This window comes from Tardiphaga sp. 619_E2_N8_4 (assembly GCF_051810905.1).
GTDB lineage: Bacteria > Pseudomonadota > Alphaproteobacteria > Rhizobiales > Xanthobacteraceae > Tardiphaga > Tardiphaga robiniae.
The window spans coordinates 55417-67434 of the sequence record NZ_JBPWQJ010000001.1 but is presented as its reverse complement, the minus strand read 5'-3'; the positions used below and the strand labels follow the sequence as shown (position 1 = coordinate 67434).

Below are 12018 nucleotides of genomic sequence, written 5' to 3'. Positions count from 1 at the left end.
GGAGGGGCGGGAGCTTACTTCTTCACGCCCTTTGCCGCAGCTTTCGCCGGCGTCGCCGCCTTCTTTGGCGCCGGCGCGCTGTCGACGGCGGTGTTGATGTCGTCGATCAGCTTGGTGATGCGCGCCGCGTTGCTGCCGAGATCGCCTTCGAAATAGCGTGACGACGAGCGGATATCGACGCGTGAGCCTTCGCCGTCGGGTGTAAAGCGGATCGAGACGTCCTCGCGAAAACCCATGATAGGGGTGCGCGCTACCGCCTCGATGCGGCCAATGCGGCGCGGCGGCTGCGGCGGGCGCTCGTCGATGACGATCCACTTGCGCTTTTCCACCAAAGCACGCGTCACGTCATAGGCGCGTTGCACGGGCACCTCCAGCTCCACCGGCTCGATATCCGGATAGGCCGTGCGCTGCTGCTCCGCGGAGTAGAGGCCGGAATAGACGGCCGAATTGGTGCCGTCGCCGGTCCGCAGCCGCGCCAGCGCCTCGAAGCGCGGCGGGTCGACGGGGTCGGTGGTGATGTCGTGGATCTTGGGCAGCTTGCGGTACTGGTACGCAAGGTAGCCAGGATAAGCCAGGATCACGACGTCGAGCATCAGCGCCACCATGATCACACTCATGCCCCGCGAGCCGTTCTGCCAGATCGCGGCAAAGCCGGCGAGCGCCACCAGGATCGACAGGCCGGCGAATCCCAACGCGCCGAAGAAGGTCATCAGTGCCGGTTTCACTTCGAGGAACCCGAAGCGGACGATGATGATCGAGGTGATGGCGGCAATGGCGGCGAAAACTGCGAGGCGCCGCGCCCACAGCGCCAGGCTGGATACTGGCTCCGACTGGTAAGCGGCCGAAAACCTGCGTGCCATGGGGTATTTCTGCCGGATTGAGCTTGCGAAGGCGCCGATAGCGCCGGGTTCCGAATAGGGTGCTTGAGACCATGCCGGGCCGGGAATTTCAAGGCACTTTGGCGGACGGGACTCCTCGTTTAAGAATGGGGCCGCGGCCGTTCAGACTTCTCCCCTGGTATAACGAGAAGAAGCAAGCAACGCCGCAGGGAGCCGCCTGCCATGCTGGTCGAAACCACGGATTATGAGACGCTCGCCCGCAATTTCCGCTGGGACGTGCCGGAGCGATTCAACATCGCGACGGTGGCCTGCGACCGTCATGCCGACGGTAGCGGGCGGCTGGCGCTGATCTATGTGGACGAGGACCGCGGCACGCATCGTTTCTCCTTCGACGAGATGCAGGCTTTCTCGCGCAGCTTCGCCAATGTGCTGAAGGCGGATGGCCTGCAGCGCGGCGACCGCATTGCGGTGTTTTTGTCGCAATCGGTGGAATTGCCGGTGGCGCATCTCGCGGCGTTCCGGTCCGGGCTGGTGTCGGTGCCGCTGTTCACGCTGTTCGGCGAGGATGCGCTGGAATTCCGCCTTGCCAATTCTGGAGCCAAGGCCATCGTCACCGACGCGAGTGGCTGGGACAAGTTGTCGAAAATCCGCGAGCGGCTGCCTCATTTGCAAGATATCTATGTCACGGACAGTGCACCGCATGCCGGTGCCAAATCGTTCTGGTCGGCGATCGAGGCGGCGTCCGAAGACTTCACCACGGTCGATACGTCCTGCGACGATCCCGCGATCATCATTTACACCTCGGGCACGACGGGAAATCCCAAGGGCGCGCTGCATGCCCATCGCGTGCTGCTCGGCCATCTGCCCAATGTGGAGATGGTGCACGGCTTCTTCCCCAAGCCGGGCGACGTCTACTGGACGCCGGCCGACTGGGCGTGGATCGGCGGGCTGTTCGATGCGCTGTTTCCGGCCTGGTATCACGGCGTGCCGATCGTCGGTTATCGCGCCAGGAAATTCGAACCTGACGCCGCGATGCAGCTGATGGCCGATCACAAGATACGCAATGTGTTCCTGCCGCCGACGGCGCTGAAGCTGATGCGGCAGGCAAACGTCAAACATGATGGCGTGAAGCTGCGCAGCATGCTGACTGGCGGCGAGTCGCTCGGTTCGGAATTGCTCGACTGGGTGCGCCATACGTTCGGCATCGACGCGCATGAGATCTACGGCCAGACCGAGTGCAATCTCGTGGTTGGCAACAATGCCGATCTGTTTCCGATCAAACCGGGCTCGATGGGCAAGCCGACGCCGGGCTTCGATGTGCGTATCGTCAATGAGCAAGGCGAGGAACTGCCGCGCGGCGAGCGCGGCATTGTCGGCGTGAGGCAGCCCAATCCCTGTACCATGCTCGGCTATTGGCAGAACCCCGAAGGCACCGCGAAGAAATTCGCCGGCGAGTTTCTTCTGACGGGCGATCTCGGCATTCAGGATGATGACGGTTACTTCTGGTATGTGTCACGCGAAGACGACGTGATCACATCCGCAGGTTATCGTATCGGTCCGTCGGAGATCGAGCATACGCTGCTGAAGCATCCCGCGGTCGCGCTGTCGGCAGTGGTCGGTATTCCCGATCCGATCCGCACTGAAGCCGTGAAAGCCTGGATCGTATTGCGGCCTGGTTTTAAACCCAGCGACGCACTGGCGCGCGAGCTGCAGGACTTCGTCAAGTCGCAACTCGCCGCCCATGAATATCCGCGCCATGTGCAGTTCGCGGAGAGCCTGCCGATGACGGCAACGGGCAAGGTGCTCAGGCGGGAATTGCGGGCGCTGGGGTAGTTCTTAACCTCTCCCCGCAGTGCGGGGAGAGGTCGCCGCGTCTTCGCGGCGGGTGAGGGGCAGGGCACGCAGCCAGCACCAATCACACAACTCTCGGATCGGCCGACTCGAGAGATAAGCTCCGGGCCGTCGACGTGCCCTTGCCCCTCACCCCACCCCTCTCCCCCGCCTAGCGAAGCTTCGCTTCGCACGGGTGCGGGGAGAGGGAGCGCACGGCTATCGCCTTGCCTCACATCCCCGGCACCTTGATCCCCATCTCCTTCAACGCCGCCAGCAGCCTCAGCGGCGGCTCCATCTGGATCGTGGGGACCTTGCCCGTTTCCAGCAAACTCTTCAGGCTCGAAAGGATCGCCGGCCAGCCTGCGCGTCCGCCGGAGAGAATATCGTCGCTCAACACGCGATCATGCGCCTGCGTCATCGTCAGCTTCACCGTCTCGCCCGATGGCGCGAGATCATAGGTGACGAGTGTCGAGCCCAGCGCTTCGACAAGTCCGGGCCAGTTGACGTCCCAGGTGATAGTGAGCTTGCGCGGCGGGTCGTGCTCGATCACCTCGCCCGAAACATGCAGCGATCCATCCGGCGCGAGCACCTTGAACGCGCCGCCGACGTTTCCCTCAAGCTGCACCGCGAAGCCGGAGAAATACTGCCGGCTGAACTCCGCCGAGGTCAGCGCCTGCCAGACTTTTTCGGGCGTGGCGGCGATATAGATCGTGTAGACGATCGCGGGCCGGAACCTGTTGATATCGATCATGGCCGTTGCTCCATGCGTGCAGTGACAGGCAACCAGATGGCGCCCTGCCGGGCAAGTGTGTTTTGCTGCGAGCAATACGAGTGCTAGTGTTAAGACAACACACCGTCGTCATGCCCGGCCTTGTGCCGGGCATCCACGTCTTAGCCTGCAGTGAAGGCGTGGATGGCCGGGACAAGCCCGGCCATGACGTAGATAAAATCGGAATAGGAGCGTGCCGATGTCCCTGCAAGTCTATCTCGCCTTTGTCGCTGCCTGCATCGCGCTGGCGCTGCTCCCTGGCCCGAACGTCACTTTGGTGATCGCCAACGGCCTGCGCTACGGCACGCGCGCGGCGATGATCAGCATTGCCGGCACGCAAGCGGGGCTTGCCGTGGTGATCGGCATCGTTGCGCTTGGGCTTGCTACGCTGATGGCCACCATGGGCTATTGGTTCGACTGGGTGCGCTTTGCCGGTGCCGCCTATCTGGTGTGGCTCGGCATCAAGATGGTCCGCGCGCCGGTCGAGGGCATCGACGCGGATACACCGCCGGCGCCGCCGCGTGGCGGCTTCTTCCTGCAGGGCATGATGGTGCTGCTCAGCAACCCGAAAGTGCTCGTGTTCTTCGGCGCCTTCATTCCGCAATTCGTCGACATGGAGAAGAACCACATCCTGCAGGTCGGAATTCTCGGTGCGACCTTCATGGTGACGGCCGCGCTCACCGATATCGTCTACGCGGTGGCCGCGGGCCGCGCACGACAATTCTTCTCGGCGCGGCGGACGTGGTTGCTGTCGCGCATCTCCGGCGGCTTCATGATCGGCGGCGGGGTCTGGCTGGCACTGACACGAGCCCGCTGAATCTTTTGTCGCGCTGAACCTTTCTCTGCATGGCCACGTCAAACCTCGGGGCGCGCCGCGCCGTGCCATGAGGTTTCGCCGTGCCCGACATTCCCTGGTTCGTTTATGCCATGCTGCTGGCGCCGTTCGGCCTGATCCTGATCGCTGCCGGCACTAAATATCTGCAGGTCCGCGCTGCCAGCGACTGGCCGTCCACCTTCGGCAAGGTGATCGTTTCGACCTCCGAAGTGCGAGACGTCAAGGTGCTCGACGACACGCGCGAGGAGCGCAAGCGTACCGAAAAACGCAATTTTGCGAATATCGTCTACGAATACACCGTTAGCGGACAGAAGCTCACCAACAACCGCGTCAGTATCGGCGAGGACCGTGGCAATTTCGAAGTCGCCGAGACAATCGCGCGCTATCCGGTCGGCACCGCGGTGATGGTCTATTACAACCCGCGGCACCCACGCGACGCCGTGCTCGATCGCGAGATGCCGAAGGGGATCGGCGGCTGCCTTGGCATCGCTGCAGTTATCGTGCTGGCGATTGTGGTCGGCGGCATCTTTGGCGGCGTCCGCATCAACGAATTCATTGCAGACCATCTTGCCGATCCGAAACGATCGCCGATTGTGACGGCGCTCTGCGGGTTCGGCTTCCTCGTTGCTTTGTTCGGCCTGGCGCTACACCGGCAGGGATCTCTGGCCAAGAAGTGGCCGGTGGTGCCCGGCACCGTCAAACTGGGCGCGCCCGAGACCTATGTGAGTCGGGACAGCGACACCGGTCGCAGTGGGCCGGTGATGCAGACCCGGAACGTGCAATACAACTATCGCTTCAAGCATGTCGCCTATATCGGATCCGCCGGCAGCTTGAGCACGAGCAACCCGAACCCGCCGCCATGGCAGTTGCGGCTGTTCGGGATGGACTACAAGAACGGTGACGCGGTGAAGGTCTTCGTCAATCCGGACAATCCGTCGGACTCGACGCTGAGCCCCGGTGGTCGCGCGGCCTATTTCCTATGGGCGGTCGCGGCGGGATTTATGGTGGTGGCCTATTTCATCGGGACGCACGGCTAGGCACCTCACGCCGCGCAGGCGCATTGGCAGCTACGCCGGCATCAAAGGCTACAGATGCGACGCGCGCGGCGTGATCAGCGTCGCCTCGATCTCGCTGAAGATGCGCGTGAGCCGCTCCGCCCATTCGGTCTGGCCGCTGACATCGGTGATCAGATCCTGCCGGATCTCGATGCCTGTATTCATCAGCCCGCGTTTCTCACCATGCACGGGGATCGTGTAGTCAGTGGCATCGGAGACCGCGTAGGGCTCGTTGTCGCCCACTACCAGATCGGCTTCGGCGCGCAGATGATGCAGCAGCAATGGCGGCAGTTTGCTGTCGTGCTGATAGAGTGTGCCGATATGCCAGGGGCGGGGAATGCCGGCATAGACAGGCGTGAAACTGTGCAGCGACACCAGCACTGTCGGCTGGCCCTTTGCCAGCCTTGCATCGATCACCTCGTCGATGCGCCGGTGATACGGATCGAAGATCAGCTCGCGCCGGCGCGCCTTCGCATCGGACGTGAGACCGTCATTGCCGGGCACGGTGGTCGCCTCGCTGATCAGCGGAATCGCGCTTACGGCGTCCGGCGGGCGGTTGCAGTCGATCACCAGCCGCGAATAGCGCTGCGCCACGAGATGCGCATCGAGCGCCCGAGCCATCTGCTCGGCGACGCCGGCGATGCCGACATCCCAGGCGATGTGGCGGACGAGCTCGCTCTCGGGCAGGCCGAGCTCGCCGAGCATCTCGGGAATCAGCCGGCCGTAGTGATCGCAGGTCAGGAGAAAAGGGGAGTTTCCGGCGGTATTGAGTTCCAGAACGGGCGGAACCTCCTGGGAGCCGAGACGTAGGGATGTGTCCTGATTGCTATCCAAGGCTCTGTCCAAAATTCTGTCCAAGGCTTTTTCCCGATATTGCCTAACGATGCGGCATCCCGGCCTGTGATTCTGCAGGCTTCCGTATAAATTACACGGGACAAATCACGCATGAACGAACCATTGATGCCCCTGCTCACGATTCATCACAAGACCGAATATCGCTACGCGCATCCCGTCGCGTTCGGCGAACACCGGATCATGCTGCGGCCGCGCGATGGCCATGATCTGCGCATGCTCAACGGCAAGCTCGAGATCACGCCGGAGCCGCTGTCGCTGCGCTGGATCCACGACGTGTTCGGCAATTCAGTGGCGATCGCCACCTTCGACGAGCACGCGCGAAAGCTCACCTTCGTCTCCACCGCGACTATCGAACATCTGCCGTCGGACGAGTTCGCGCTGACTGCCGATGACAAGGCCTATTTCTATCCGTTCCTGTATGACGGCGAAGAACTGCCCGATCTGCAGGAATTCATCCGGCCGCAATATGGCGATCCCGATGGTGAACTCGCCACATGGGCGCGCGGATTTCTCGACCCGCAGGGCCGCACGCCCACCGTCAATATTCTGACCGGCATGACGCTCGGCATCCGCAAGCAGTTCGCCTATCGCAAGCGCTATGAACACGGCACCCAGCATCCGCTCGATACGCTGCAGACCAAATCCGGCACCTGCCGCGATTTTGCGCTATTCATGATCGAGGCGCTGCGCCGGCTCGGCATCGCCGCACGTTTCGTGTCGGGCTATCTGTTCATCCATGGCGATCGCGAGCACAATTATGTGGGCGGCGGCTCGACCCATGCCTGGGTGCAGGTCTATCTGCCGGCCGCAGGCTGGATCGAATTCGATCCGACCAATGGCATCATCGGCAGCAAGGATCTCATTCGCGTCGCCGTGGCGCGCGATCCGCGTCAGGCGGTGCCACTGCACGGCACCTATATGGGCTCGGCCGATGCGTTTCTCGGCATGGATGTGAGTATCAATGTGGTGTCCGCGGGCGACGATGTCGCCGCTGCACTGGCCGAGAAAGTCTAGCCGCCGCATGCCCGATCGCGTCTTCGTCTATGGCACATTGATGCGCGGTTTCGATCATCCGATGTCGAAGCTGCTCTCGTCCGGCGCCGATTTTCTCGGCGAAGCCTCCTGCCGCGGCAGGCTGTACATGGTCGCGCATTATCCCGGCCTGCTGCATTCCGACGATGCCGGGGACATCGTGTTCGGCGAGCTGTTCCGGCTGCGCAAGCCGAATGAGCTGATGGGCGCGCTCGACGACTATGAGAGCGTGGGGCCCGGCCATCCGCAGCCGAATCTGTATCTGCGTGAGCGGATCGCTGTGACGCTCGCCGATGGCAGCGTGAGCGAAGCCTGGACCTATATCTACAACAAGCCGGTCGATGAAACGAAGCGCATCATGTCCGGGCGTTTCCTCGCGCCCTAGCTCACCTTGCGTCTGCTGGCGACTTCCAGCCCGAACAGTGCCAGCGCAATCAGCGATGCACCGATGCCGATCAGTGCGATCATCGACGTGCCGCCTGATGCCACGGCAAATCCACTGAAGCCCGAACCGATCGCGCCGCCGAAGAAGGCGCAAGCGAGAAACAGCGCGTTGAGCCGGCTGCGGATGTTGCCGGCGAGCGCATAGATGGCGCGCTGCCCGGCGACGACATTGCCCTGTGTGCCGGCGTCGATCAGGATGCCTGCGATCACGAACAGCGTCACGGCAGTCGCGCCGCCGGTATGGCCGCCGATCCAGGTCAGCACGAAACTCACCAGCACCAGCAGCATCGCAGTGACGGTCACGAGATCGCCGCGGCCGCGATCGGCGAGGCGTCCCGCAAGCGGCGCCACCAGCGCGCCGCCAGCGCCCGACAGCAGGAAGGCCGACATGGCGATATGGCCGAACGAAAATGGCGGCTGGTCCAGCACCAGCGGCATCGCCGTCCAGAACAGGCTGAAGGACCCATAGAGCAGACATTGATAGGCCGAGCGCTGCTGCAGCACGCGCGTGGTCAGCATCAGGTCCCACAGCGAGTGGATCAGCGTCGCATAGGTCAGCTCATGCTTCGGTTGCCGGCGCGGCAGCGCGATCACCATCAGTGCGAATACGCCGCACATCAGCACCGCGGACATCACGAACACGGCGCGCCAGCCGAACGAGCCGGCCACCATGGTGGCCAGCGGCCGCGACAGCAGGATGCCGAACAGCAGCCCGCTCATCACGGTGCCGACGATCTGCCCGCGCCGTTGCTCCGGCGCCAGATGCGCCACCACCGGCAGGATCATCTGCGTGCCCACGGCGGCGATACCGAGCAGCAAGGTCGAGGCGATGAAGATCGCTGCAGTGGGGGCGGCTGCGGCGATCAGCAGGCTCACGATCAGGCTGCCCAGCGTGATCAGGATCAGCCGCTTGTTCTCGACGAGATCGCCGAGCGGCACCAGGAACAGCAGGCCCAGCACGTAGCCGAACATCACCATGGTCAGCATGATGCCGGCGGACGACAGGTCGAGCCCGAAGCTCTCGCTGATCGGCCCCACCAGCGGCTGCGCGTAATAGATATTGGCGACGGTGACGCCGCAGGCGACGGCAAAGGAAAAAATCAGCCAGCCGCCGGGACCGGAGTCGCGGGCGGGATGTTCGGACGATGAGGACATGGAGGCTTTCGGGCGGGCGGGGCGGTGGGAGAGATATGGCGCATGTGATGCCATGCCAGAAGTGCGGCGTCTTGAATGGGAGCCATGCAGGTTGCCGTTCCGGTCTAGCCTCGTCATTCCGGGGCGCGCTTTTGCGCGAACCCGGAATCCCGAAATGTTCAGAACATGTCGGGATTCCGGGTCTGAACTTTGGCCGGCTTTGCCGACCGACGTTCATCCCGGAATGACGAGTGGGGCGCGTTTACACCACCGCCTTCACCACCCGCACATCGACCTCGCGCTCGACATAGCTCCATTCTTCCGTCTCGCGCAGGCCGCCGACGAGATCCTCGAATTCCTGCGCGTGCTCCGGCGCATATTCGAACCAGGTGAGGAAATCGAACGGCTCGCCGAGATCGCGGGAGTGGTAGAGCTGACGCGCGATGGCGGGCAGGTATTTCAGGCTGTCGGCGATGTGGCGGGATTTGTCCTCGAAGATGCGGCGGCGCTCGTTCTGGGTCATGTCCCACCACGCCGCGTTCTTCCTGATCGGGATCAGCGCGCCATGGGTTGCCTCGGGTCGGCCAAGGCCGGCCTGTGCCGCAACCAGTGCGATCTTCTCGGTCCGCTCGACATAGCGGACGTGGCTGGCGACGCCGGCGAGGCGCCACGACGTCTGCGACGGCAGCAGCGGCAGTGAGATGGCATCGGCATGGGTGATGGACAGCGCCGCAACGGGTTTCAGCGTCTCGCCCTTGACGGGCGAGATCGAGATCACCTGCCATGCACCGGTATTTCCGCCGCGGAATGTCGTGAACATGGGATATGTGATCGTGGAACCGGTGCGAGTTCAAGCAAATTGACACAAACTCGTCATTCCGGCGTCGCGCAGCGCCAGCTGTGAGCGAACCCGGAATCTCGTCATGTTCATCACCTCCCGGTGGATAGAGATGATGAACATGTCGGGATTCCGGGTCTGCGCTCCGACCGGCTTTGCCGGCCTCCGCGCATCCCGGAATGACAGTGATTGCCACTAAGTCCCGGCCGTCCTGTGTATAATGGGACGAAACCCGGCAGCGGGCTGCGATTTCTGGCCTTTGCCGCCGCGCGCCCTATATGCAGTACACCCCATGCGCTTCACGCCCCAATTCCTCGACGATCTGCGCGCCCGGCTTCCGGTTTCGGAAGTCGTGAGCAAGCGCGTCAAGTTGAAGAAGGCGGGGCGGGAGTGGAAAGGGCTGTCGCCGTTCCAGCAGGAGAAGTCGCCGTCGTTTTTCGTCAATGACGAGAAGGGATTTTACCACGACTTCTCGTCGGGCAAGCATGGCGACATCATCAATTTCGTGATGGAGACCGACGGCGCCAGCTTCGTTGAGGCAGTCGAGCGGCTGGCGCAAATGGCAGGCGTCGCGCTGCCGGCGGCGACGCCGGATGCCGCGCGCCACGAGCAGCGTCGCAAGACGCTGTATGACGTCATGGATCTCGCCGCGAAATTTTTTGCAGAGACGCTGGTGGGGCGCGAGGGCGCCCGTGCGCGCGGCTATCTCGCCGATCGAGGTATCACGCCCGCGGTGCAGCTGCAGTTCCGCATGGGCTTTGCATCCGAAGATCGTTTCGCGCTGAAGGAATATCTCGGCGCCGCCGGCGTGCCGGTGCCCGACATGGTCGAGGCCGGATTGCTGATCGGCGGCGAGGACATCCCGGTGCCCTATGATCGCTTTCGCGATCGCGTGATGTTTCCGATTTCCGATGTGCGCGGACGCATCATCGCCTTTGGCGGCCGCGCGCTGAAGAAGGATGCGCCGGCGAAATATCTGAACTCGCCGGAAACGCCGCTGTTTCACAAGGGCGACAATCTCTACAACCTGCCGATGGCGCGAAAGGCCGCGCATGATGGTGCGCCTTTGGTGGTGGTCGAAGGCTATGTCGACGTCATCGCCATGGTCGGCGTCGGCTTCCCCGGCGCCGTTGCGCCGCTCGGCACGGCGCTGACCGAGAACCAGTTGCAACTGCTCTGGAAGATGGCCGACGAGCCGATCCTGTGTTTCGACGGCGACAAGGCCGGGCAGAAGGCGGCATGGCGCGCGGCGGAGCTGGCGCTTCCGCATCTCAAGCCCGGCAAGAGCCTGCGCTTTGCATTGCTGCCCGAAGGGCAGGACCCCGACGACCTCGCGCGCTCCGGCGGCCGCGCGGCGATCGAGGACGTGATGGCGGCGGCGGGCACGCTGTCGGATCTGATCTGGGCACGCGAGATCGCCGGCGGCACGTTTGCGACGCCGGAGCGCCGCGCGGCGCTGGAGGCGCGCATCAACGAATTGTCGAACGGCATCCGCGACGATGTCGTGAAGAAATACTACCGCCAGGACATGACCGAGCGGCTGCAGCGCGCCTTCGGCACCGGCCCAAAAAACTACGGCGGTAACAACGGCGGCCGCGGTGGCTTCCAGCAGGGCGGCGGAGGCGGCGGTTTTGCGCGCAGTCCGCGTCCGTTTACCCCCGGTCCGGCGGGGCGAATCAGTGGCGGTGGGCGGGGCGGGGCCAATGCCGGGCCGCAAACCATCCAGCGCGGGCCCTATCAGGTGGTCAGTCCACAGCTTGCGACGTCGTCGATCATGCGCGGCCAGCGCAGCGCCATTTCGAGGCGCGAGGCGCTGATCGTGCAGTCGCTGATCAACCATCCCTGGCTGCTGCATGACCGGCTGGAGGAGGTGGCGGCACTGGAACTCGCCCATCCCGAGATGCACCGGCTGCGTGCCGGGATCATCGCGGCCTTTGCCCATGAGCATCATCACGGCGATGAGGCCGAGCAAAGTGAACAAATGCGTTCAGATCTGGTTAAAGCCGGATATTCTGAGCAATTACAGCATGTTGAGCAGGCAGTTACCACTCAGGCGGTGTGGGCGGCGCGGCCTGGTGCGGCCCGCGAGGATGTTCTTTCCACCTGGACGCAGCTCGTTGCCTTGCATCGCCAGTGGCACTCATTACTTAGGGAGCTTAAAGACGCGGAGCTTGCTCTGGGCGCAGAAGCGAGCGAAACGAACTACGGCTGGTTGCGCGATGTGAAGGCCCGGTTGGCTGAGGTCGACGGGATCGAGGCGCTGATCGAGGGGTTCGGAGAATCCTCGGGGCGGTTCCAGCGCAGTTCGTGAAGCAACTTTGCTGCGGATGGTGCCCGGGCAAACCGCGAAAAGACTCGCCAAACCCATGGTTTGGCTGCAAAAA

11 protein-coding genes are annotated in these 12018 nt (G+C 63.3%); 6 read left to right on the top strand and 5 right to left on the bottom strand.

Annotated elements, in window-relative coordinates; translation table 11 throughout:
* Positions 1 to 14: 14 nt before the first annotated feature.
* Positions 15 to 860 carry a DUF1499 domain-containing protein gene (locus AB8A23_RS00355; protein WP_231078036.1) on the bottom strand — a complete coding sequence of 282 codons (846 nt, stop codon included), beginning with the start codon at positions 858 to 860 and terminating at the stop codon, positions 15 to 17.
* A gap of 201 nt (positions 861 to 1061) precedes the next feature.
* On the opposite strand from AB8A23_RS00355, the gene AB8A23_RS00350 reads away from it, so the two are divergent.
* Positions 1062 to 2672 carry an acyl-CoA synthetase gene (locus AB8A23_RS00350; protein WP_439057215.1) on the top strand — a complete coding sequence of 537 codons (1611 nt, stop codon included), beginning with the start codon at positions 1062 to 1064 and terminating at the stop codon, positions 2670 to 2672.
* Positions 2673 to 2901: 229 nt separating this feature from the next.
* Here the strand turns inward: AB8A23_RS00350 and AB8A23_RS00345 are convergent, their stop codons facing one another.
* On the bottom strand, positions 2902 to 3423 hold the full coding sequence (locus tag AB8A23_RS00345) for an SRPBCC family protein (RefSeq protein ID WP_439057216.1): 522 nt from the start codon (positions 3421 to 3423) through the stop codon (positions 2902 to 2904).
* Between the two features lie 217 nt (positions 3424 to 3640).
* On the opposite strand from AB8A23_RS00345, the gene AB8A23_RS00340 reads away from it, so the two are divergent.
* Positions 3641 to 4258 carry a LysE family translocator gene (locus tag AB8A23_RS00340; RefSeq protein ID WP_439057217.1) on the top strand — a complete coding sequence of 206 codons (618 nt, stop codon included), beginning with the start codon at positions 3641 to 3643 and terminating at the stop codon, positions 4256 to 4258.
* Between the two features lie 80 nt (positions 4259 to 4338).
* Positions 4339 to 5313, top strand: coding sequence for a DUF3592 domain-containing protein (locus tag AB8A23_RS00335; RefSeq protein ID WP_439057218.1), 975 nt, complete (start codon positions 4339 to 4341; stop codon positions 5311 to 5313).
* 48 nt (positions 5314 to 5361) lie between these two features.
* Here the strand turns inward: AB8A23_RS00335 and AB8A23_RS00330 are convergent, their stop codons facing one another.
* On the bottom strand, positions 5362 to 6165 hold the full coding sequence (locus AB8A23_RS00330; protein WP_439057219.1) for an N-formylglutamate amidohydrolase: 804 nt from the start codon (positions 6163 to 6165) through the stop codon (positions 5362 to 5364).
* Positions 6166 to 6291: 126 nt separating this feature from the next.
* Here AB8A23_RS00330 and AB8A23_RS00325 point away from each other — a divergent pair, with 126 nt between their 5' ends.
* Positions 6292 to 7200 carry a transglutaminase family protein gene (locus tag AB8A23_RS00325; RefSeq protein WP_093760029.1) on the top strand — a complete coding sequence of 303 codons (909 nt, stop codon included), beginning with the start codon at positions 6292 to 6294 and terminating at the stop codon, positions 7198 to 7200.
* A 7-nt stretch (positions 7201 to 7207) separates the two neighbouring features.
* Positions 7208 to 7603: a gamma-glutamylcyclotransferase family protein gene (locus tag AB8A23_RS00320; RefSeq protein ID WP_439057220.1), complete on the top strand. Its 396-nt coding sequence runs from the start codon at positions 7208 to 7210 to the stop codon at positions 7601 to 7603.
* Here the strand turns inward: AB8A23_RS00320 and AB8A23_RS00315 are convergent.
* Positions 7600 to 8817 (bottom strand): MFS transporter, encoded by a 1218-nt coding sequence (locus AB8A23_RS00315; protein ID WP_439057221.1) that lies wholly within the window; start codon positions 8815 to 8817, stop codon positions 7600 to 7602. The genes AB8A23_RS00320 and AB8A23_RS00315 overlap by 4 nt on opposite strands.
* A gap of 241 nt (positions 8818 to 9058) precedes the next feature.
* The gene (locus AB8A23_RS00310) at positions 9059 to 9616 is read right to left on the bottom strand and encodes a chlorite dismutase family protein (RefSeq protein WP_439057222.1); all 558 of its coding nucleotides are present in this window, start codon (positions 9614 to 9616) and stop codon (positions 9059 to 9061) included.
* A gap of 310 nt (positions 9617 to 9926) precedes the next feature.
* Here AB8A23_RS00310 and dnaG point away from each other — a divergent pair, with 310 nt between their 5' ends.
* Positions 9927 to 11945, top strand: coding sequence for a DNA primase (dnaG, locus tag AB8A23_RS00305; protein ID WP_439057223.1), 2019 nt, complete (start codon positions 9927 to 9929; stop codon positions 11943 to 11945).
* The last annotated feature ends 73 nt before the right edge of the window (positions 11946 to 12018 follow it).